23 protein-coding genes and 1 other RNA gene are annotated in these 22,749 nt (G+C 45.0%); 9 read left to right on the plus strand and 15 right to left on the minus strand.

All coding sequences use genetic code 11. The annotated features are described in order from the left end of the window. Positions 1-60 precede the first annotated feature (60 nt). On the plus strand, positions 61-549 hold the full coding sequence (locus AACT23_RS11025) for a hypothetical protein (RefSeq protein WP_010319103.1): 489 nt from the start codon (positions 61-63) through the stop codon (positions 547-549). 69 nt (positions 550-618) lie between these two features. Here the strand turns inward: AACT23_RS11025 and AACT23_RS11030 are convergent, their stop codons facing one another. Further along, complete coding sequence (locus AACT23_RS11030) at positions 619-1,185, minus strand: phosphoribosyl-AMP cyclohydrolase (protein WP_094128911.1); 567 nt, start codon at positions 1,183-1,185, stop codon at positions 619-621. A gap of 176 nt (positions 1,186-1,361) precedes the next feature. Here AACT23_RS11030 and AACT23_RS11035 point away from each other — a divergent pair, with 176 nt between their 5' ends. The 3 genes from AACT23_RS11035 (at position 1,362) to AACT23_RS11045 (ending at position 5,600) form a co-directional block, all read left to right on the plus strand. Continuing rightward, complete coding sequence (locus AACT23_RS11035; protein ID WP_094128914.1) at positions 1,362-2,957, plus strand: sensor histidine kinase; 1,596 nt, start codon at positions 1,362-1,364, stop codon at positions 2,955-2,957. Further along, positions 2,954-3,655 carry a response regulator transcription factor gene (locus AACT23_RS11040; RefSeq protein WP_013856461.1) on the plus strand — a complete coding sequence of 234 codons (702 nt, stop codon included), beginning with the start codon at positions 2,954-2,956 and terminating at the stop codon, positions 3,653-3,655. Before AACT23_RS11035 ends, AACT23_RS11040 begins: the two co-directional genes overlap by 4 nt. Positions 3,656-3,941: 286 nt before the next feature. Continuing rightward, positions 3,942-5,600, plus strand: a complete 1,659-nt coding sequence (locus AACT23_RS11045; RefSeq protein WP_026027818.1) for a putative transporter — start codon at positions 3,942-3,944, stop codon at positions 5,598-5,600. 107 nt (positions 5,601-5,707) lie between these two features. Here AACT23_RS11045 and AACT23_RS11050 read toward each other — a convergent pair whose 3' ends face one another. Beyond that, complete coding sequence (locus tag AACT23_RS11050) at positions 5,708-6,292, minus strand: LysE family translocator (RefSeq protein ID WP_094128917.1); 585 nt, start codon at positions 6,290-6,292, stop codon at positions 5,708-5,710. Between the two features lie 105 nt (positions 6,293-6,397). Between AACT23_RS11050 and AACT23_RS11055 the strand changes: the two genes are divergently transcribed. Together AACT23_RS11055 and AACT23_RS11060 are read left to right on the plus strand one after the other, a co-directional pair. Continuing rightward, on the plus strand, positions 6,398-6,841 hold the full coding sequence (locus AACT23_RS11055) for an Lrp/AsnC family transcriptional regulator (protein ID WP_019280913.1): 444 nt from the start codon (positions 6,398-6,400) through the stop codon (positions 6,839-6,841). A gap of 158 nt (positions 6,842-6,999) precedes the next feature. After that, positions 7,000-8,637 carry a phosphoethanolamine transferase gene (locus tag AACT23_RS11060; protein WP_094128920.1) on the plus strand — a complete coding sequence of 546 codons (1,638 nt, stop codon included), beginning with the start codon at positions 7,000-7,002 and terminating at the stop codon, positions 8,635-8,637. A 29-nt stretch (positions 8,638-8,666) separates the two neighbouring features. Here the strand turns inward: AACT23_RS11060 and AACT23_RS11065 are convergent, their stop codons facing one another. The 7 genes from AACT23_RS11065 to AACT23_RS11095 are packed head-to-tail and all read right to left on the minus strand — an operon-like array spanning position 8,667 to position 15,027. After that, on the minus strand, positions 8,667-10,079 hold the full coding sequence (locus AACT23_RS11065) for a sensor histidine kinase (RefSeq protein ID WP_094128923.1): 1,413 nt from the start codon (positions 10,077-10,079) through the stop codon (positions 8,667-8,669). Further along, entirely contained in the window at positions 10,069-10,725 is a 657-nt protein-coding gene (locus tag AACT23_RS11070) for a response regulator (protein WP_013856454.1), read from the minus strand. Before AACT23_RS11070 ends, AACT23_RS11065 begins: the two co-directional genes overlap by 11 nt. Positions 10,726-10,728: 3 nt before the next feature. Beyond that, entirely contained in the window at positions 10,729-11,358 is a 630-nt protein-coding gene (locus AACT23_RS11075) for a tetratricopeptide repeat protein (RefSeq protein WP_176428669.1), read from the minus strand. 27 nt (positions 11,359-11,385) lie between these two features. Continuing rightward, complete coding sequence (locus tag AACT23_RS11080) at positions 11,386-12,183, minus strand: SDR family oxidoreductase (protein ID WP_094123787.1); 798 nt, start codon at positions 12,181-12,183, stop codon at positions 11,386-11,388. Beyond that, positions 12,173-12,907 carry a TenA family transcriptional regulator gene (locus AACT23_RS11085; RefSeq protein ID WP_013856451.1) on the minus strand — a complete coding sequence of 245 codons (735 nt, stop codon included), beginning with the start codon at positions 12,905-12,907 and terminating at the stop codon, positions 12,173-12,175. The genes AACT23_RS11080 and AACT23_RS11085 overlap by 11 nt, the downstream gene beginning before the upstream one ends. Before the next feature lies 1 nt (position 12,908). Further along, positions 12,909-14,408 (minus strand): AMP-binding protein, encoded by a 1,500-nt coding sequence (locus AACT23_RS11090; RefSeq protein WP_094128929.1) that lies wholly within the window; start codon positions 14,406-14,408, stop codon positions 12,909-12,911. Between the two features lie 10 nt (positions 14,409-14,418). After that, positions 14,419-15,027: a thermostable hemolysin gene (locus AACT23_RS11095; protein ID WP_013856449.1), complete on the minus strand. Its 609-nt coding sequence runs from the start codon at positions 15,025-15,027 to the stop codon at positions 14,419-14,421. 375 nt (positions 15,028-15,402) lie between these two features. On the opposite strand from AACT23_RS11095, the gene AACT23_RS11100 reads away from it, so the two are divergent. Then, complete coding sequence (locus tag AACT23_RS11100; protein WP_047687889.1) at positions 15,403-15,888, plus strand: VOC family protein; 486 nt, start codon at positions 15,403-15,405, stop codon at positions 15,886-15,888. A 127-nt stretch (positions 15,889-16,015) separates the two neighbouring features. Here AACT23_RS11100 and AACT23_RS11105 read toward each other — a convergent pair whose 3' ends face one another. The 4 genes from AACT23_RS11105 to AACT23_RS11120 form a co-directional block, all read right to left on the minus strand. After that, the gene (locus AACT23_RS11105) at positions 16,016-16,915 is read right to left on the minus strand and encodes a LysR family transcriptional regulator (protein WP_094128931.1); all 900 of its coding nucleotides are present in this window, start codon (positions 16,913-16,915) and stop codon (positions 16,016-16,018) included. Positions 16,916-17,092: 177 nt separating this feature from the next. Continuing rightward, positions 17,093-17,189: signal recognition particle sRNA small type (gene ffs, locus AACT23_RS11110), an RNA gene on the minus strand. A gap of 173 nt (positions 17,190-17,362) precedes the next feature. Continuing rightward, on the minus strand, positions 17,363-19,429 hold the full coding sequence (locus tag AACT23_RS11115; RefSeq protein WP_094128933.1) for a GGDEF domain-containing protein: 2,067 nt from the start codon (positions 19,427-19,429) through the stop codon (positions 17,363-17,365). 83 nt (positions 19,430-19,512) lie between these two features. Beyond that, entirely contained in the window at positions 19,513-20,256 is a 744-nt protein-coding gene (locus AACT23_RS11120) for a hypothetical protein (RefSeq protein WP_017045285.1), read from the minus strand. Between the two features lie 69 nt (positions 20,257-20,325). Here AACT23_RS11120 and AACT23_RS11125 point away from each other — a divergent pair, with 69 nt between their 5' ends. Beyond that, a complete protein-coding gene (locus AACT23_RS11125; protein WP_094128935.1) occupies positions 20,326-20,628 on the plus strand; it encodes an MGMT family protein in 303 nt (100 codons plus the stop codon). 111 nt (positions 20,629-20,739) lie between these two features. Here the strand turns inward: AACT23_RS11125 and AACT23_RS11130 are convergent, their stop codons facing one another. Next, a complete protein-coding gene (locus AACT23_RS11130; RefSeq protein ID WP_017044405.1) occupies positions 20,740-21,171 on the minus strand; it encodes a YbaY family lipoprotein in 432 nt (143 codons plus the stop codon). A gap of 146 nt (positions 21,172-21,317) precedes the next feature. Here AACT23_RS11130 and tesB point away from each other — a divergent pair, with 146 nt between their 5' ends. After that, positions 21,318-22,178, plus strand: a complete 861-nt coding sequence (gene tesB / locus AACT23_RS11135; RefSeq protein ID WP_013856442.1) for an acyl-CoA thioesterase II — start codon at positions 21,318-21,320, stop codon at positions 22,176-22,178. A 19-nt stretch (positions 22,179-22,197) separates the two neighbouring features. Here the strand turns inward: tesB and AACT23_RS11140 are convergent, their stop codons facing one another. Beyond that, complete coding sequence (locus AACT23_RS11140) at positions 22,198-22,659, minus strand: Lrp/AsnC family transcriptional regulator (protein ID WP_013856441.1); 462 nt, start codon at positions 22,657-22,659, stop codon at positions 22,198-22,200. Between the last annotated feature and the right edge of the window lie 90 nt (positions 22,660-22,749).

Genomic DNA, 22,749 nt, shown 5'->3' on the forward strand with positions numbered 1-22,749 from the left:
TCCCCCTGCCAGATTAATTAATAGCTTCTGATTTTGAAGCTGCATTCTAAGGAAATAATAATGTCTGATACACCCACTACCGTTGAATATACCGTTGAAACCCTAAAGCCTGTTGTTGAATCTTCCGGTTCTATTTGGGGTTATGTGGCGGGCGGTGTCGTGCTTGCAGTCGTTCTTGGTTACTTTGCTTTTAAAAAGCTCAACAAACCGGCCTTTGTCATTAAACAAATGCGTAAACGTAACCGCAAAGAGATGAAAAAACATGGTGTGGAAAGTGCCGAGGCGATGGTCGATCTCGATCTTTTACTCGATGCAGTACAAGAGTACGCCACCCAACAAGCGATGAGTGGCACAACCATGGTGCAACTGTTAGCACCATTAAATGACGCCAATAAAATGAAATCCGCAGGAGATTTCTATCATTCAATGGCCTACATTGCCAAAAGCATCAATAACCCGACGCTGGCTAAAACATTACAGAACAAATCAAAACAGGTTCGTTCAAGCTCGCCACTGATGGCTGGCCTGCTCAAACGTGCTGGCGTTTAGCTGGCACTACTGCAAAACCTGCGATGTGGGTGTATCACCATCACCCACATCTAAAAGTTTTCCCCTCAGTTAAGGCTGAAATGGCAGTGATGAATGGTGCAGAACAATTCGCAGTTGGCCCTGTTCATCTTTCTTGAATGCCCAGCTTTTATCCACCACGGTTTGCTTTCCTTTATTATCGATGAGCTTGACATGCCCCATGGTTAAGGCCACATCACCATTGATGTAGACTGCTGCGTTATCAAAGCTATACTCCTTCCAACCTTTTAGTGCAAAACCAGAATCTTGTGGGTATTGCTTATCACTGCCGACAAAATAAGATAGCGCTCCGTCTACTTCTGTGCGAAAGGTTTGCTCCCCACTGGCAAGCGTAGGTTTGAAAAGCACCGCACCTTGTTGATAGCCATACGCTTGGTCTAACACTTGCTGTGCCAATTTCTTCGCTTCAGCATGACCTTTTTGTTCATAAGTCTGGCTGATCTTGATTAACGCTTCTCCCCAAGCTTGCTGGGCATCAAGCACCTCTTGGTGGTTAATGTTGTTATTAACTAATACGTTAGAAGCTTGAGCGGATAGCGGTAACAACCCGCAGAGTAATAATGCTGAAATAGAAATTCTTTTATGTGTACGTTGCATGATGAAGGCCTTATCTAATTATCTAGTTGATGGGAGTAATGTGGTTGATGGGAGTAATTTACGGCCTCTCGATGAACCTAAACCATGCGCTTAGATTAACTTCAGATGAATATTCTTTACCCAATACCAACGGATCGCTTACTCTGCTCACCTATTGAATTTATGCGGCGATCATTATGTTTCGTTATCAATTATCTCTCGTACTGGCTCTGTTGCTCACCCTAATCTTAGCCCAAGCTGGCACCGCTTTATGGTCAAATAACGTCGCTAATGAGCACATTCAGCGCGGACAGATCTCCAATCAAATCTTGCAAAGCTTTATGCAGTTAAGCACGGAAAAACAGCAGCTAAAAATTTGGCTTGCCGAGTATTTATTGACCAAAGATGGCAGCACGCTCAAACGAGACATACGTTTTTCAAAGATTGAAGATTTGCTCAGCGAGCTCTATTTGCTAACCGAGCAAGCACAACAACACGGTATCACCAACCAAGACTTTGCCGAGATCACTCAGCAAATCAAAGTCATTTCTCTCTTTGAAACTAACTTTGGACGATTAAAAACAGCGCTTCGATCCTGGGAAATCGCAAAAATCACAGACAATAATGATCGCTGGCTTTTACTCAGTGACACCTTTGATAAAGTGGATAACACCGACCTACGCCAGCTGCTGAATCAAGCTATTTCTCTACAGAAACAACGTACTGCACGCTATGAAGCCGCAGCGATGAAATCATTATCTGATGTAGAAAATGTCATTGTAACCTTATCATCACTAGGGGTAGTCTTTGGCTTGCTACTCGGAGGCTGGTTACTGCGCACCTTATCCAAACCGTTAGCGGAACTGCTAAAAAGCACTTCAGCTTTAGAACAAGGCCATCTTAACCATCGAGTATCGGTCAGCGGGCCAAGTGAGCTCAGAACCCTAGCGCAGCATTTTAATTACATGGCACAAAGCCTTGAAAATGCGCAGCAAAAAGAGATCGCTTCGCGTCAACTCATTGAGCGAGAAGTTACTGCACGCACCCAAGAACTCGCCAATGCACTCGAAACATTGGAGCAAGCTAAACGCCAGCAGAAAGAGTTTTTTGCGAACGTCAGCCATGAATTGCGTACTCCCGCAACGGCCATTTTAGGAGAAGCGCAAATTACCCTTCGCAGTCGTCAAAATAGTGATGAAGAGTATCGACAAACGCTACAGCGTATCAATGAATCGGCAACCCACCTTTCCTACCGGATCGACGATTTATTGCTGCTTATCCGTCAAGATGAAAAGCTGTTCCAACCGACTCTTATCCCCATCACCTTAGAGAACCTATGGCAATCGGTGACGAGACAAGCCACCCTTTTAACTCACGCGCATCAAGTGCAACTTGAATGTCTTCATCCACAACAGGCAAACTGGCAAGCTCGGATCTTTCATACTGATTTAGATAAGCTACTGATGACCGTGCGAATTATCGTCGATAATGCATTGCGCTATGATCCACATCACCAGCCTATTACGCTCACTCTGCTAGTTGAGCCCAAGCAATTTCATCTTCAATTACAAGATCACGGTATTGGCATTGACCAAGAGGACCTCGCACAGATTTTCCAACGCTATTTTCGGTCCGAAAACGGCAAACGCTATCGCCCTGATGGCTTAGGGATTGGTTTAACGCTGGCTTATAACATTGTGCAGCAGCAACACGGAGCCATCGCATTCCAAAGCCAACTGGCTCAAGGCACAACCGTTACACTTACCTTTGAACTGGAAGAGGAAGAATCATGAGAATTCTTTTAATTGAAGATGATGCCAGAATTGCCAACTTTATTGAGCGAGGGCTCAAAGCAGAAGGTCACCACATTCAGCGACTAAATGATGGGCAATACGCACTTGAAACACTCATAAGCGGCGAGCCCGATATTTTAATTTTAGATCGAATGCTTCCGCACACCGATGGATTAACTCTTTGTCAGCAAATACGTGAAGCCGGTATTGATGTGCGAATTTTGATGCTTTCTGCACTGGGCGAAGTTGAAGAACGGGTTCGGGGCCTACGCATTGGTGCGGATGATTATCTGGCAAAACCTTTTCATTTTGAAGAGTTACTGGCTCGCCTAGATGCGCTGCAACGTCGACATTCTGACTCTGCGCCAATGCCCACTCTACACATTGCAGACTTAACGCTCTGCTTATCAACCATGGCCGTAACACGGGCAGGGCAAGCCATTGAGTTAACCGCCAAAGAACTCTCCATATTAGAGCTATTGATGCATAAACCCGGTCATATTTTTAGCCGAGAACGGATTCTTGCTAATGTTTGGGGTCTCCATCAAGATCCCCTAACCAACGTAGTCGATGTGTATATGCGTCGTCTACGCAAAAAAATTGATGACCCTTTCTCATCAGCACTGATTAAAACTAAACGCGGTATGGGCTATTTTCTCGATAAAAATAGTGGTGAGCAACGCACAGGAAATGGATAAATTTAACTCTTATCTAACAATTACTTATCTGAGAAATTTAATATTCGTTCCGGTGCACAAATTTGCATACCTATAGTTAACATTTGTAGTTCATTACAGTATTACTGGTCATAAGTTCAGGGCAACCACAAAACGACATCGAGAGTTCATTTCACTAGGTGACTTCTCAATGCCGTATTTGAACCCTCCAGCTGTAGACATAACCACTAACCGAGTTCTTACGCCTACCCCTGCCGTTCATTAAGCTTGCCCACCAGCCGTTTTTTAATTGTTCAGGAGACTCATCATGAGTGACATTGCACTTTCTATCAGCATTCTCTCGCTGGTAGCTGTGCTGGGTTTGTGGATAGGGAATTGGCGCGTCTACGGTGTTGGTTTAGGGATCGGTGGGGTGCTGTTTGGCGGCATTCTCGTCGGCCACTTTACAGGCATGTGGGGTGTGGTTCTTGACTACAATACGTTGCATTTTATTCAAGAGTTCGGCCTTATCCTATTTGTGTACACCATTGGTATACAAGTCGGACCCGGTTTTTTCTCTTCACTTCGAAGCTCAGGACTAAAACTCAACGCCTTTGCCGCACTGATTGTGTTGCTGGGCTGTGTGGTGACGGTCGCGCTTTACTATCTGTTTGATGTGCCTTTACCCGTTATTCTTGGTGTATTCTCCGGTGCAGTCACCAATACGCCATCATTAGGCGCGGGGCAACAAATCCTGACTGAGTTAGGTGGCCAAGAGAACATGCTTGACCTGACGGGTATGGGTTATGCGATTGCTTACCCCTTTGGCATATGCGGTATTTTGCTTACCATGTGGCTGCTCAGAATTGCCTTTCGTGTCAGTGTTGACGCCGAAGCCGAAGAGTTTGAGATCCACAACGGCCACAAAAAAGAGAGCTTGCACACCATTAACGTTGCGATTAAAAACCCCAACTTAAATGGCCTGCTCTTAAAAGACATTCCCGCGCTCAGTGATGGCGATATTGTGTGCTCGCGCCTTAAACGTGGTGAACACCTTTCCGTGCCCAAACCCGATTCACGAGTTGAAGTGAATGATTTGCTTCATCTGGTCGGCGATAAAAAAGCGTTAGAAAAAGCACGCTTGGTGATTGGCGAAGAGGTCGATGCATCACTTTCGACACGCGGCACGGAGCTGCGAGTACAGCGCTTAGTCGTCACCAACGAGATTGTGCTTGGTAAAAAGCTGCGCGATCTGGATTTAAAAGAGAAATACGACGTCGTCGTTTCACGTTTAAACCGTGCCGGGGTTGAGCTTATCCCAACCAGCCAATCTACCTTGCAGTTTGGCGACATTCTCAATTTAGTCGGGCGTCAAGAAGCGATTGAAGCGGTCAGTGGCATGGTCGGCAACGCGCACCAAAAATTACAGCATGTGCAGATGCTACCAGTCTTCGTTGGGATTGGACTTGGGGTATTACTCGGATCTATTCCGTTTTATCTACCGGGATTCCCCGCCGCCATTAAGCTCGGCTTAGCTGGAGGACCGCTGATTGTTGCACTGGTTTTGGCGCGTATCGGCAGCATTGGCAAAATGTATTGGTTTATGCCACCCAGCGCGAACCTTGCTCTACGAGAAATTGGTATTGTGCTGTTTTTAGCCGTGGTCGGGTTAAAATCTGGGGGCAATTTTGTTGAAACCTTAGTGCAAGGCGATGGCGTCAGTTGGATGGGCTACGGCATGTTGATCACGGGTATTCCATTGATCACCGTCGGAATACTGGCTCGTGTTTTAGGCCATATTAACTATCTCACTATCTGTGGCATGCTGGCAGGCTCGATGACCGATCCACCTGCCCTTGCTTTTGCGAATGCGCTGCACGAAAGCAGTGGCGCTTCTGCATTGGCATACGCCACTGTCTATCCGTTAGTGATGTGCCTGCGCATACTCTCACCGCAAATATTGGCGTTAATTTTATGGGCAATATAGCGAACGGTTAATATCAGGCAAACTAGAGAAACAAAGTGGGTCGCTCAGTACCCACTTTCTTTTACTGCGTTGATAATGCTCCCACACAGCAACGTCTCACCAAATCTCTACAACATAGGAACAACGGACAGTAGCAGCAACGCGCCCATCGCGCCGTTAAACCAGCGGACATAACTTGGGTGATTCATCCAGTGGCTCAACTGTTTACCCGCCGCAGTCCAAACACTGACCGACGGAATGTTCACCAAGGCAAACACCAATGAAATCAGTATTAACTGCGCCCAACTCGCACTTTGGTTAAATACACTCACCGCTGTCAGCGCCATCGACCAACCTTTGGGGTTGACCCATTGAAACAGAACAGCCGAAACAAATGACATCGGTTGATACAGCTTCTCTCCCTGCGAAGGATTACTCAGCGCAATTTTTATCGCCAAATAGACCAAATAAATGGTGCAGGCAATTTGCAAGCCTTGTTGCAACATAGGATAACGATGGAATAAACCCGTTAACCCAAAACCAACCAATAGCACCATAATGCTAAAACCAAACGTTACACCAAGCATGTGCGGAATAGTGCGCATAAAGCCCACATTCGCACCGGATGTCATCAGCATGATGTTGTTTGGACCCGGTGAAAAGGTCGAAACAAAAGCAAAAGCCACCAGTGGCCACCATTGTGTGTAATCCATCTTCTTTCTCTATTTAATAATGATGAACAAATAATAATGGTATCGGCTGGCAATATTGTGCTTATATTGGTCAATACCACCAATATTGAGCAATAAAAATAAGCCATGGACAGATTTGACGAGAGAATATTGCAAGAGCTACAACTTGATGGCCGAGTCTCGAATGTCGAGCTAGCCGAACGCATCGGCTTATCGCCCTCCGCCACGTTGCGCCGCGTGCAGGATCTTGAGCGTAAGCAGATCATTAAAGGCTATCGAGCGGTCTTAAATAAAACCCAACTTGATGTCGGGTTTGTCGCTTATGTGGCAATTGGCTTAAACAGCCACACGAAAAAAGCGCAGCTCAGTTTCGAAGAACATGTGCGCTACGCCAAGGAGGTGGTCGAATGCCACAACATTACCGGGATGAACGAATATTTGCTGCGTGTCGAAAGCAAAGATCTCAGCGCCTATAAACGTTTTCACGCCGATGTGCTTGGTGAGTGCTTAACGGTGAAATCGATCACCACCATGGTGGTCATGGACTCTCCTAAAGACGAACGGCAATAGTATTTACGCCATCACTTTTAGCATTCGACAAGGTGCGCAAGGTACTAAGATAAGTAACCACCACAAACTCATCTCATTCTAACGATTGAATTTCTTAAGCCTTTATTAAGAAAAGATCTTTATAAGTTCCATAACGTCTTCTCATCACACGGTATGTTATGGAACCCACAATGAAAAATCCTCGCTTCTCATACGCAAGTATTACCTTGTTGCTTGCTCTCTATTTCAGCTTGGTACTCAACATTCCTATTTATGCCAAGTTGGCACAGATTTTTTCGGCTGCTGATCAGTTCAATTGGGGGTTTGCGTTCTCAATACCGATTTTTTTCTTTTTGGCGCTGAACGTTATTTTCCAACTGTTTTCGTGGCCTTATTTTCTAAAACCTTTTTTTGCGGTCTTACTCATCCTTTCTGCTGTGGTGAGTTATGCGAGTTACAATTACGGCACGATTGTCGACCGAGACATGTTGCTCAATGTCGTTGAAACCAATAGTAGTGAGGCAGGCTCTTATGTCAGTCTCTATTCCATTGTCTGGATCTCAGCGTTGGGCATCCTCCCTGCTGCTCTATTACTGCTTTCGCCACTTAAAGTAGAAAAATCCATTTCCCGCTTTTTAGGCTATAAAGCACTATCAATATTGCTCTCTTTACTCGGCATCGTCATTATTGCGGCGCTGTATTATCAGAACTATTCGTCGGTTGGACGCAACAATAGTTACCTCAAGAAAATGATCATCCCCACTCACTTTGTCTATAGCGCTTATGGTCTTGTGAAAGATCGCTATTTTACCGAGCCCGAGGTGTATCAAATTATCGGCGCTGATGCGCAGCAGCAACCGAAAACTACCCATAGCCGTGATGCAGAAAAACCAACCTTAGTCTTATTTGTGCTAGGAGAAACGGCTCGCGCACAAAATTACCAATACTATGGCTACACACGTGATACCAATGCTTATACCGCGCCTTATCAGCCTATATTTTTCAGTGATGTCGCCTCTTGTGGTACTGCGACAGCGGTCTCTGTACCTTGTTTATTTTCCAATATGGATCGTCATAATTTTGATCGTACCAAAGCGGATAACCAAGACAACGTCCTCGATATCTTGCAGCGCGCAGGCGTCGACCTCTTATGGAAAGAAAATGATGGAGGAGATAAAGGTGTCGCGAAAAATATTCCGCAGAAAGAGCTGGATAAAACTGCGCGAGAAGGCCGATGTGACGGCAGCACTTGTTATGACGTCACAATGCTAGACAACTTAGATGAAGAAATTGCCAACCAAACTGGTAACCGAATGATTTTCATGCACATTATTGGAAGTCACGGGCCAACCTACTTTAAGCGCTATCCTAAAGAAATGGCGCAATATCAACCTGATTGCCCAAGAGCGGATATTGAAAATTGCAGCGTTGAGCAGATAGTGAATACTTACGACAACACTATTCGTTACACAGATTTTGTTTTGGCGCAGCTGATTGAAAAGCTAAAGTCACTGCAAGCGCAATACAACACCGCATTGATTTATGTCTCCGACCATGGGGAATCGCTGGGAGAAAATGGACTGTTCTTACATGGTATGCCGTACAGCCTAGCACCCGATTATCAAACTCAAGTACCGCTTTTAGTCTGGTTATCTGACGAATTTGCCCGAACGAAAGGCGTGAATCAAACCTGTTTACGTCAAACAGCCACTCAGCCCTATGCTCAAAGTAATCTCTTTCACTCTTTACTTGGCATTATGGATGTATCAACCAATGCATACGAGAAAGCGCAAGATATTTTTGCGCCATGCCGCTAAAGAGTATGGATAAAAACAGAAGAGACCTGTTAGCTTAGATGAAAACAAACCCTGAAGATGTTGCTGTCGTTGTGTCTCGGCAGCAACTCGACAGTGGCATTATGCAGCGCGGCGATATCACGGCAAATCGACATTCCAAGCCCTGCCCCATCGCCTTTTTCACTGTTAGCTCGATAAAAGTTATCAAATATTTTTTCTCGGGCTTCGTTCGTGATGCTGGGGCCGCTATCAGTCACATTCACTTGAATAAACTGATCATCGCCATGCAACGTAATATCAATGTGGCTGTGTACGCCAGAATAGCGCATCGCATTATCGATTAAGTTTTTAAACAACACGCCGAGTAATAGCTCGTCGCCTTGAACCGACAAACTCTGCCCTTCAAAGCTCAATTGTTGGTCGTGCTTTAAGGCTAACGGCGCAAGGTCTGCGATAACTTGCTTAATAGAGACTGAGAGATCGACCGTTTGTGATGACAATTCCATAGTGCTTTCGACTTTGGCTAACATCAACAACTGATGAATAAGGCGGTCAGTACGCTCAATACCCTTAAGAATCATGTCCAGATCATATTTCAGTTGCTGCTCATTCTGGCTGAGCATGGCGTTTTCGGCATTTAATCTCAATACCGTTAGTGGTGTTTTAAGTTCATGAGCAGCCATGCGTGTGAAGCGTTTTTCTCGCTGCCAAGCCAATTCTAATTGAGCCAACAGTTGGTTGAGTGTCTCTACTAATGGTGAGAGTTCGGTGGTTTGTTCTGTAACGTAAATGCGATCCAACTTATGGACACTGCGAATGGCGATTGCTGATTTTAGTTCTTGCAGTGGTTTGAAACTTCGGCCAATAAGCATCACCAGCACCAAGATAACACAGGGGATCAGGATCAATTGCGGCAATGCGGTCGACAGTGCAATTTCATTGACCATTTCATCACGAATACTCTGTTTTTCCGCAACCAGAATGTATTCAGAGCCACGATCAGGATGAGGTTGCGCCAATTGAAAATAACGCCATGTTTGGCCATCAATGGTGACGTTGCCAAATCCATTATTGCTGGCATTGCTGCTAAAAGCGGGTTGCTGACTATCAGAGCTATACATCAACTGACCATCTCGATAAAACTGAAACAGAATGTACCGCTCATAAGGGTGACCATACTGCGTTGCCATCTCCTTGTTGGCTTGCGAAAGACGTTCAATGCTTTGCATCCACTGATCAAACTGTTGATGAAGATCGGCATTGTCTCCTTCTTTTATAGAGACAGAAGTCGCCATCAACAGTAATTTTGCCGATTGACCTAAGCGCGCATCGTACACCTCCTCAACTTCATGTTGAGCAGTAGAAAAACTGAAATAAAGAGAAATGAGCAGTAAGCCACCGCTTAACCATACAGCCGACTGTGTTAAACGACGTTTAATCGAAAAGATTTTTTTATTTTTCAATCATATACCCCACACCACGGATATTTTTGATGACATTTTCTGGCATTTTTTTACGCAAGTTATGAATGTGAACTTCGATAGCGTTGTCACTGCTGCCTTCGTCCCAGCCATGAAGCGCTTGTTGCAATAGCTCTTTGCTCATCACTCGCCCTGCTTGAGTGATCAAACTGGCGAGAATTTTATATTCATTGCGCGTCAGTTTAAGGGGTTGCTGACGATATTCAATCTCCTGTTTGGAAAGAGAGAGGCTCAGATCACCAATCGAAATCAGAGCCTCGGCGCTGCCCGAGCTGCGACGAATGATAAGCCGTAAACGTGCCAGTAGCTCTTCTAGCGCAAAGGGTTTACCTATGTATTCATCGGCTCCTCCATCTAACCCTTTGACGCGATCGCTAATATCATCACGCGCCGTTAGGATCATCACAGGCAGCGAATAACCGGCGTTTCTAATGCCACGCAACACCTCAAGACCATCCATATCCGGTAAGGTTAAATCCAAGATCACCGCCGAAAACTGTTCAGTTTTGAGCGCACACGCCACGCCGCCACCTTTTTCTAGCCAATCCACCGTATAGCCTTGGCGAGTCAACGCCACCTGCATTGACTCGCCCAGTTGTTTGTCATCTTCGACTAATAATAAACGCATACGTTATTTTAAATTCTCCAACAAAAGAGCAATTTCTTGCTGACGCCCAGCATCGGCAATCGCTCTTTGTGGCCTTGCTGGTGCTTGTTGTGCTTGCAACAGGTACTTTCTTGCTTCATCGGTTCTGCCCTGCTCGGCAAGAAAATCACCGTAAAAATAGTTGGCATCAATTCCTGTCGGGTTAATCAGCAGCGCTCTTTGCAGCAACTCTTCCGCTTTAACGTCATCGCCAAAAGCCACTGGCCAGCCGGGCACTTTGTAATATAAGGTGCCTAAACTTGTGAAAGCCGAGCCATCTAAAGTATTAGGCGCTTGATCGATAACCTCTTCGTACAATAATTTCGCCTCTTTCACTAAAGATAGCGCACCCAACCCACCTTTTACGCCCGCTAATGAGGATTTATTGATGGCAAGCCACACTTTGAGTTCTGGGCTGTTGCTTGATTGCATCTCTAAGGTGTTACGCATAATGACACGTTCAAAACAACGTTCTTGATCATCGCTCGACTTCATTTTGTATTGGCATTTGGCCCAATCAGATTGAACCTGAGCTAAAGGGGTGATCGCAAAAGCGAGTGTCGTGCTTACCGCAAAGATGACCAATGCACTGGCCCATTTAAACACAGTTTTCATATGTTGTTCTCCTTGAATTATCACGCTTTAACGGTTCAAAAAGGCAAGAATGGTCGCTTGCTGCTTTTTAATTGCCGACGAAATCACTGCAGGCCATAGTTGATTTAATCGCACCAATACTTTTTCAGGCCAGCCAATCCAGCGAGTTGTTGATTCGCTTTCGAGCATACTAAGCACATGTTGGGCAACAACCTCTGGCTCATCACAGTGGTTGCCTACGGCTTGGTTGAACTGGTTCACCGTGTCATTATTCAGCTCGGTATTGGTCGCTCGCGGCGCTAGGTAGAGTACCTTGATACCCGTCCCCTCAAGCTCACGCTGCATCGCTTCACTAAAACGGTGCAACCCTGCTTTGGTAGCGCAGTACGTTGCATAACCTGGGTAACCAATAGCCCCTAAACTTGAGCCAATATTTAAAATAATCCCCGGTTTATTCAACCAATGTATCGCCGATTGAGTCAGTTGCATCGGAGCAAGTAAATTCAAATGCAGCTCCTGTTGCACTGAAACTGCGGTTCGTCTGGCTAATAAGCGAAACTGGTTGATGCCCGCATTATTGATCACCACACTGATTCGTTTCTGGCCCATAAAAAAGCGCTGAATGAAGGTGTTGATCTGCTCTATTCCTGACTCTGTGCTTAAATCTGCACTCAAAATCAGATGCTTCTCAGGCATGGGTAGCGTTTGCCGAAGTTGCTCGAGTTTTTGACCATCACGAGCCACCAGAACTAGACTGGCTCCTTGCTTAGCAAGCAGCAATGCGATGCGTTGCCCGATACCACCGGAAGCGCCGGTGAGTAAAACATGTTGATGATTAAGATCCATATTGCGACCTTACACCTTGCGAAGCTAAATCTTGCGAACCTGCATGTACCATTGACTCGCAAGGAAGCGGTAGTTCTCGCAGCATCTGCCCATACAGATCAAACACCATGTTTGCAGAGCGGATGATGGCCTCTTGGTCGGATACACACTGAATGTTGTTCATTAACGATTCAAAAAAACGGATGTGCCCTTGGTCAAGTTCACTGTGCGAAGTGAGATAGGTCATCGCCGCATCAGGAAGCTCCAAACGCTGTTTGACTAACCGTGCGATATTCCCACCGACACCCACACTGGTTCCTTCAAGTACCCACACCATGCCAAATAAGCTCAACGGGTTGGCGCGATCAATCTGGTGATAAAGATACGCCACCATGAGTTCGATGGAAGCGCTGACGCGCCCTGCACCCTCATTATGACGCACTGCGTCCACATCACCACCGCACGCTTTAATATCGTTCAAGATCCACTCTTGGTGGCCTTTTTCTTCATCGATGTACTCAGCAATCGCCGTTCGTACCCACTCATATTCGTCGCCTAAGCGGCTGCCGCATGCCATCAGCAGTGGCACCGTATGTTTAACATGGTGATAAGCTTGAGTGAGAAAACGAATATACATCTCTAGGCTGATCTCTCCTCTTGCGCAGGCATCAAATACCGGAGCTTGCAACATCTGCTGCTGTGCTGGCTCAGTTTGTGTTTTTAAAATATGGAAAAATTTGCTCATTTTAAAGCTCCTCAGCCATTGAATAGAAGGAAGGAATAGAGATAAAAACCGTCTGTGGATTAGTGGTGTGGCGCGCCAAGCGAGCCTCTTGCAGTGCGTTTTCAATAGCTAAGCGTTTTGGGCGACCATTAGCGGTCAGCCACTTTTGCCAGCAGTGAATATCGCTCACCAACCAAAGCTGCGTGATGTGTGCGTAATCGGGCAACACGCTATTGAGCTGTTGCACGCGCGTAACGAGATCAGGTAAAGGACTGTCACTGACGGCCGTGAGGCCTGCCTGCCCGTCGCCCACCACCACAAATCGATGGTGTGCAATCAAAGCCAATGCTTGAGATTCAATCCATTCAGGGGCCACGTTGCGCCCAAAACTGGTGATTATTAGGTTCTTTTTACGCCCGATGATGGTTAAAAAACCCTCATCATCGATTGTGGCCATATCGCCAGTTGACAACCACTCGTGGCTAAACGGCTCACCTAAATACCCCAAAGCCGTGTTGCCTTTAACTAACAATTCGCCATCTTGTGCCAGCGAAACCTGAAGATGAGACAGCACCTGTCCGCACGACCCCGGCTTATTTTGTTGGGGTGTATTCATACTCACGACCGAAGCACTTTCAGACAAACCATACCCTTCAAAAGCAGGAATGCCGAGCTGGCGAGCTGCGTCAATTAATTGGGGAGCCACTCGCGCCCCGCCCACGGCAACCCAGCGTAAAGGCAGCGCAAGAGCTGGGCTCTGCTTGACGACTTCAATTAATGCCAGCAATAACGCAGGCGTTAGCACCAAGCTTGACGGCTGAAACTGTTGCAGTGCGAGTGCGAACGTTGCACCACAGAACTGACTAGAACCGGTCAAACCTACTTCGCTGCCACAGACAACTGTCGATGTCACACCCAGAACCAAAGGAACATACACACCCGTGATGTTTTCTAACAAGGTTGAGAGAGGCAGCATCACGAGGTGATGCTCAACTTGCGCGGACATTTTCTCTGCGATCGCCAGCGTGACCGCTTGCATGTTTTCGTCACTCAAACACACCCCTTTCGGCGTTCCGGTGGACCCAGACGTAAAGGTGATTTTTTGCGTCAAAGGCAACACCTGTGCTGATGGATTCGCCAAATAGACAAAAGCAGGTAGATGACTGAGCGTTGAGAAAGGTTCACCTAGCGTTGGCCAATCACCTAAGCAAACATCAACACCCGATTCATACAGTAGGTGTTCAACCTGGGCCTTACTAAAGAAAGTAGGTACAGGAACGAGCACTATTTTTGCGTGCATGGCCGCAAGGTCGATGATCACCCAATCCAAACTATTTTCAGCTTTTAATGCAATACGCTGAACCTGCCACTGGCGCAATGTGCGTGCTGTTGCTTCCACCTTTTCTAAGAGCTGTTGATAGCTCAGCGCTATCTTTTCTTGTTTGGCATTGTGCCCAATGAAGGCAATGCTATCTGGCTTTTGCTGCGCATGTTGATGAAGCGCCGATAAAATTCGGTTCATAGCAAAGGCCTCACGCTTGTTTTTGGTTTAAATGAAATCGGTTGAGCAACGCCAGCCCCTGCGCCAAATTTCCCGCTAAAATTCGAGGGCTGTGTTGGTAATAACTGCCCCAAATTTGGTTGGCGTTAGGAATGCAAGATGCTGACGCTTTCGCGATCAATGTCGGTTGTAAACCAAATCGACGCATCAAAGCATGCAATGGATCCGTTGCTGTAAAAACGCACCATTCATACCCTAAATCAACCAGCTGTTGAGCGATCAAAGTAAAGTGCAGCGCCGATAAACCACGACCAAAAGAGGCCAGTTGGCCAAATTCAATCAAAGCACTTCGGGATACTCGGCAATCAAAACGCTGCGATAAAATTTCATCGGCAGGTTGGTCAAGGTATTGTTCGAGAAATAGAGGCTCTTGCTGCGCTACGCGAAAACCACATACGGATTTCATTTCGTCATGATCAAGCAAAGCTAAATAAGCAGGCATAAAAGTAATAAGGCGTGCATCAAACGCTTGCTGATAACGCTCGCGCACAAGGTGTATGGCTTCCAACCAGCGAGGATGAGAAGGATCAATTACGGCCAATTGCAGATCAGATGCTGAGCGTATGGTTTTCATCGGCATTTCCTTTTTGCTTACTCTGTGAACAAAAATAACGGACGTAACTTAAGAATCCCTTAATAAGAGATTTTTCTTCAACTCAATGGATGAGGAGCCGTTGAATATCCGATACCACTTAGCTCACTCGCAAATGTGTGGCCAAATCTGAACTGAACGATTTTTCTAAATTAGCCTGTCACGGATTGGCTTAGATACGGAAAATTATCATTTTCTACTATCGCATTTGTATTGGTTCTAACACGAAGACATCTTGCGTTTCGCTTATAATTATAATTTATCATTTTTATAATTACTGATAATTTTATTTAATCCATCAATCTCCATATACTCCCATCTATCGAAACGAAGCCAAAAAATCAAAGGTATTAGGAGCGAATTATGAAAATGAATCACGTCGGTATTATGGTTGGCGATATGGATAAAGCTGTTGAGTTCTACACTCAAGCTTTAGGTTTAAAAATCGTTATGAATAATACACAAGTTATTGAAGAGCGAGAGTCAGCGATTGGCCGCATGTGTATTGCTGTTTTTGGTGAGGGTTTCAAAGGTTTCAATATTGCACATCTAGTAACAACTGATGGTATTGGCGTTGAACTGTTTGAAATGAAAGAGCGCGAAGAGCGCCACGAAGTAGACTTCTCTCGCCTTGGTATCTTCCACTTCTGTCTACAAACCGACGACTTTGAAGGCGCGATTAAGCGCATTGAACAATATGGCGGTAAAGCGCGTATGGATATCATGCGTTACCACCCAGAAGATGATAACAAGCTCGCTAAAATGGTTTATCTAGAAGACCCATTTGGTAACCTATTTGAGCTTTACTCGCACTCATACGAAGAAACTTATGCCTCTGATTACGAATAGTCGATCTGTGATGCATTAATAAAATTTCAAGGGCAGGTAGCACAACCAGCCCTTTTTGGTTTCTATTGCAAGGTCAGCTATGAAGCTTTAATGCCAATATCATCTGCTTATGTGGAGTTCAATCAAGTCAAACAACCTTAAAAGAGTGATCAATAACATCAATGACTTGCTCATAACGCCTAGCAAGAGGTGAATTAAGTTTGCTAACCAAGTAAACAGGTTCTTGTATATCTGCAGTAATGTTGAATATTTTTAGCTGCTCTTTATCCGCGAACAAGTTAACGCACCATCGAGGAACCACTGTAAAACCGATCCCTTTAGCTATAGGAACTAATATTTGGTGCACTTGGTTAATATAGCTTTGCGTCGAAACATCCTCCAAATCGACTAGACGAAGCAAATCATTATTCGCTTGATTGACATATGTTTGGAAGTAGTGAGCAAAATCTGGATGACGAACGACTCCCAATTCTATTAACAAGTCATTTATAGGCAAGCTTTCGTCTGCGGACAGTGGCAATACAAGAGCAAGACACTCCACACCAACAATACGGCTCGCGAAATATTTAGGGTTAGGTTCTTTTGTCACTAGACCTATATCCAGTTTCCCCTGCAATATCTGCTCAAATATACGATGGTTTGGCGTTGCTTCTAACTCAATGGATAAGCCTGGATAGCTCACTTGCAAAGAAAGTAATTGTGAATAAATCAGCCACGCGAAAGTCCCCGAACAGCCTATAGTACAGCGACCACGGAAAGGTTCGTCGTGTGCCAAATTCTGTAATAACTCAAACTCTTCTTCAAAGTGTTTGACAGCATAATCGTAAACTTTCCGCCCATAGATTGTTAACTCAAATTTCTTGTTAAATCTCTTTATCAAAGGATAGCCGCAGGCAGCTTCTAGTTTATTTATGTGCTGGCTTACCCCAGGTTGCGTCATATGGAGTAACTCAGCCGTTTTAGTAAAGTGCCCAATATCGACTAATGTTTTAAAAGTGTTTAACCACATAGGATTGAGCATAGTCATAAACCAATAGTTATTAATAAATCAACTTTCAATAATAATTGATTATAAATGAATCAGCATGTCTTTGGACAAAATGTATGTTTCAGATTGCAATATGATAAAACATTATTGCATTAGCTTTTGAAACGAAGAAATCGGGAGTGTACGGATAAAGTTTGTCAGCGACAAAAAGGGTGGAGGCCCCAGCCACATCCCGGCACACACGTCGCCTGCTGCGGCTGCTCCCTTCCGGGCCTGACCGAGTTCACAAGTTAGTGTTGCGGGAGGACCAGAGCCTCCATTGATTTGTTTTCTTGGCTTGCTAGCCAAAGAGTGCGGCGATTATCAAGCATCATAGTAATGATTGCAAGCCGAAATCCCAATGGATGGAAGCTTTTTGTTTTAAGTGAACACCATTTGAGCAAATCTTCTATTTTCTCTTCTACTCAATAAAATAGGTGGACTATTTTAGCTCTTGTTTGAACTTCTGATTATCTTGAGAAGAGGCTTTGTACTATCTCGTTGGCCGCTACCGTGGTGCTTACTTTGGTACATGGCAATATCAGTTTGGTGCAATACTTCTTCTAGGCTCATGAAATGATCTCTGTAATTCGACACACCAATCGCCACATTGACTTTTATGTTTAAATTTCGAGCAGAATCGCTGTAGGTAAAGGACTCTAACTGCATTAACACAGGCTCAAGCTCCTCATCACTATATTGCCCAATCAGGATAAACTCATCACCCCCGATTCGGTAACTACGACCACGCCAAATAGAGTCGATACGGCTAGCAAGTGCTTTCAACACTTCATCCCCCACTTCATGACCATAGTTATCGTTTATCGGCTTAAAGTTATTCACATCTAAATAAATCAAGGTTAGATCGCTGTTTAAGCCTCTCGAATAACGGCGATATAAAGCTCGGCGATTACGCAGCTTGGTTAAATTATCGGTAACAGATTGTGAGTGTAGATAGAAAGCGACCACTAACAAGAAGCCAAATACCAACGTAAACAGCCATTGAGTGTGGCGTGAAAAAGTTTTCTCGGCCGCTAACGTTGCTCGCCAATTCGGTTGATAATCATAGGTGTTGATGATTTTCTGCGTATCAATCATCTTAATAGCACGAGTAAATAAAGGAGCCAGCGAAGCGCCCATGCTATTTTTGGGAAAGCCCATTGCAATCTCAGACGAGTAAAAACTGCCGATAAATAGATCTTCCTCCAACGGCAATAAGTTATCCGCTTCGCGCAATATTTGGTTAAAGTTAGCACGGTTTAGAACGATGTAATCGACCTCCTTACCGAGCAAGGCTTTGACCAATTCATTTTGAGTTTTATAAACATGTAGCACTTTATTGGGCAGCATTTTTCCTAACAGCTCTTCAAAGAAATCTTCTTTAATCACGCCGATGCGCTCAACAATTAATTCAGACACATTGCTGTAAACATTGTCTTTGTAATTTTCACGCTTAATCAAGACGGCTTCAGGCTGGTAATACGTGTCACTGAAATAAACGTCGGATTTTCGTTGTTGAGAGACGGTAACTGGTACTAGGATATCAATGCGTTTATTGACCAAATCGGCATACATACTCTCCCACGTTTCGTCTGGCTGGCTGGCCAGTTCGCATTTGAGTAACAGAATGTCACATGCTTTAAAAACAATGTCCGCGTTTATTCCTTTCACTTTACCATCGTGCTGATACTGAGCAAATTGGCTGATGTTCTCCAATTTTACTTTTAACGGTCGCTGCACGTTTAAGCCGCTATCGATGACGGATTGACGCAACGCCTGCTTGCGGATATCAAATTGGTATTTTTGTACTGATTCTCTAAGCAGTTTTTGTACCGACGCTGAGTGTACATATTCTTGAATTTTGTTGAGTAATAAAGTGTTGTGCCCTTTTGGCGTAATAATGGCAACTGGCTGAATAGGCAGTTGGTCATTAAGCAATTGCGCATCGAGCCCTGCCATCAACATCGGCTTTAATTGATTAATCGCGTCTACGACCACATCGACTTCAGCCGTGCTTAAAAGTTCTTTGGCACGCCGAGCACCATCATACTCAATCTGTATAATATGAGGAAAATAAGCGGCAATCAGCTCACCATAAATCGTTCCTTTGGGAACCCCGACCCTCGCCAGATCGGTTAACTGTACGTTGCTGTGGCTAAATGCATAGGTGTATTCAATATTGGTAGGACTAGAGAAATCAAAGCGTTGAGCACGCTGTTCGGTGTAAGTCACATTGGCTGCAAAATCGCTCTCCCCTTGTTCAATAGCGGTCAAGATCGCATCAAAGCTGGGGTAATTAACATAGTCAATCTCAAGGCGAAATTGGTAAGCAATGGCATCAAACAAAATACGCGTGACAACATCGTCCGCTTCTGTCGCTACTCGATATGTTTTAGCGTTGATTATGGGAGCACTGATGACGCTGTGTGCCGCCGTTGCTAGCCATAAAAGACCTATTAGCCGAAATGCACGAACCATGACGTTTATATTATTGTAATGAGAGGTGAGCATCATATACTAATGCTCTATATATGCATAAGAATGAAGTCACAACTTCACCCACAACATGCTCTAATCTACATTCAGTTGTGTTCTGGTCATTCGGTATTCTCTTCGGTGCTCTTGAGTAGATAATCAGTCATCCAAGCAGTAGCCAGTAAACAGATCCAAACCACGAATACGGGGTTTGGTACATCACTTGTGGGCGAGACGACTAAGCTTGCAAAGCCTACCGTTGGAAGTGTCCAGCATAACAAACCATTCCAATTCACCGCGACTGGTTTGGATTGGGTTAAACTTTCCATCGACGCCATAATGCCAGTAATGCTTAACGCAACTAACACCGCATACGAGAAATCGGCCATCCATAGCGGTAGCAGTAACCCTAACGCCCACCAACGGTGCTTATTGGATGGCTTCCAGTGCGCAACCGACCACCAAACAACGATAACAGAAAGAGTCTGAATAACAGTAAGCCAGCCTGTACCGCCTAATTTCCCAGCCGATTGAGTAACGATGATACCGACTTGCAACGTCAGTACGATCAACGTGCTCACTAAGATAACACCCATGCTACTGCGTTTAGAAAAGGCCACCGTCAACAAAGGCAGCAACACCCAAACACTGACAGAAAGAGCGATTGGCTGATAAGATAAAGTGAAACCATAAGCGGTCATTGCAGCCAATAACAACACACCCGCGACGCCCCCTTGCGGTAAAATCCACAGCGCAGGGATCACGATGGCCAGCACGGGGATGTCCCCTTCGCTTAAACCTATGGCTCTTGCACAAACCACAGCCAACAAGGTTGTGATTAAAAATTGAAAGGTAGAAAATAGCATGCCCTCTCCTTATACCGTTCCTTGGTAACTATCGAACTAGGACACTGCTAGTATGGACGAATTGTCAGCATGAACCAATTTTTAGCGCAGATTTTTGCAGTTATACATCAAATTCCCGCAGGAAAAGTGACAACCTATGGGGAAGTTGCTCGTTTAGCAGGATACCCCGGCTACGCACGCCATGTTGGAAAAGCATTAGGTAACCTACCTCAAAACAGCCGATTACCTTGGTTTCGTGTGATCAACAGCAAAGGAGAGATTTCGCTAAAAGGAGAGGATTTATTACGTCAACGACAGAAATTGATCGCCGAAGGCGTCGAAGTGAACGAGCATGGCAAAATAAAACTTCGATTATACCAGTGGCGCCCCTAAGCCCCTTTCGGTCAAGCGCCTTTCCCGCTTATCTAGCACGGGAAAGGGCTGTTTTACTATTTCTTGTTTTACTGTTTTTATAGTATTGCGTCTATTTTATTGCTTCTGTTTTTACTGTTTAACACCAACCAAACGCAAATCAACCCGTTTAGTGTTATTCTCATCAGTAATCACGGCGTAATGGGTATCCGTAATGAAGCGCAGTTTTCCATCTACTTCGATGCGAGCACTGACGCTGTAACGGTGGCGAGCATCAATTTTTCGGTTGTCGAATGCCAAGTCAAACTCAAGCGGCACTTGCATTCCGTTAGTTTCAAAGCGGTGTTTTGCGATCACTTTAGCGGGTGCATCAGCCAATGAAACATCTTGCAAAGTGATAGTGACAAGCGCCTTATCCGGCAGTGCGATACGCTCACGGTACGAAACCGTACCCATGATAGATTGAATATTGCTCTCGGAAGAGGTTGGTTTTTGCGCTGACTGGCAACCCACAAGCATTAGACCCAAAACAGACGACATAATCAGCAACAGTGCCTTTTTCATAAGGATAAAACCTCAGTTATGGTGTTAGATAGGTGATGATTATAGGTTCGGTTTTATCTGCTGTCATGGTCGTCCATTTGGTATTAACAAGATATTGACTTAGTCAACAATGATAATAATTACATTAAGAATCTCGGTGAGGGTCTATGAGTAAACCATTAAATGAACTATTGGATTTGCTGCAACTGGAAAAGCTAGAAGAAGGTTTATACCGAGGTGAGAGCGAGAACTTAGGTCTGCCACAAGTGTATGGTGGGCAAGTGATTGGCCAAGCACTCTCGGCGGCTCGCTATACGGTTGATTCCGACCGCACTGTTCACTCATTTCATAGCTATTTTCTTTACCCCGGAGATCCTGAAAAACCAATCATTTATGATGTTGAGAATTTAAGGGACGGACGCAGTTTCAGTACCAGACGAGTCAAAGCCATTCAGAATGGTCGGCCGATTTTCTATCTCACTGCTTCTTATCACGGTGAAGCGCCCGGTTTTGAACATCAAAACACCATGCCTGACATCCCTGGTCCTGAAAATTTTGCCTCTGAATCTGAACTGGCAGCCCAGATTGCACACTTATTACCTGAAAAAATAAAAAAGGTTTTTTGTGGCGAAAAAGCGATTGAGATGCGTCCAGTGACCGTAATTAACCCGCTAAAACCACAAAAAGCGGAGCCAAAACAGTACCTGTGGATACGCGCTAATGGTGAGTTGCCAAATAACCAACTCATCCATCAATATTTGCTCGGTTACGCGTCTGATTGGGGGTTTTTAGTCACAGCGTTGCATCCTCATAAAGTCTCTTTGATGACACCTAACTTTCAAGTCGCGACGATTGATCATTCGATTTGGTTCCATCGCCCATTCAAAATGGATGAGTGGTTGCTCTACGCAATAGAAAGCCCTACGGCCAGCAATACCCGTGGTTTAGTGCGTGGCGAGATTTACAACCGCCAAGGAGATTTAGTCGCAACAGCAGTGCAAGAAGGTGTGATGCGCTTCACCAAATAAAAAGACTCGGACGAGCAGGCTATGCCAGAGGCAATTGGGTAGTGTACTTCAATGACTCCATTGCAAAGGTTGAAGTCACGTTATTAATCCCTTTCACGCCATTGACCAGTTTTTTATAAAACTGGTCAAAACACTTCATGTCTTTGACCAACACTTTCATCATGTAATCGTACTCACCCGCCATACGATAGAACTCCATCACCTCAGGGTACTCAGACACAGTCACGACAAAATGGCTATACCATTCGTGAGAGTGATCGCTGGTCTTAATCAACACAAACGCGGTAAAACTCAAATCTAATTTTTCTGGGTCAAGCAGGGCAACTCGCCGCGCAATCACGCCAGATTCTTCGAGCTTTTTCAACCGCTTCCAGCAAGGTGTGGTGGTTAAGTTCACCGCTTCAGCCAAATCATTTAGCGACAAAGTGCTGTCTTGTTGCAGTAATGAGAGGATCATGCGATCAATTCTATCAAGCTCCATAGCTCCCCCAGAATAAGAGAATAATTTTCTCTAAAACTACAAAATGACAGGCAACATAGCAAAGCTTTTCTCTCACATTAAGGGTAAATT

This window comes from Vibrio sp. V09_P4A23P171 (assembly GCF_963875615.1).
GTDB classification, from domain to species: Bacteria; Pseudomonadota; Gammaproteobacteria; order Enterobacterales; family Vibrionaceae; genus Vibrio; species Vibrio anguillarum.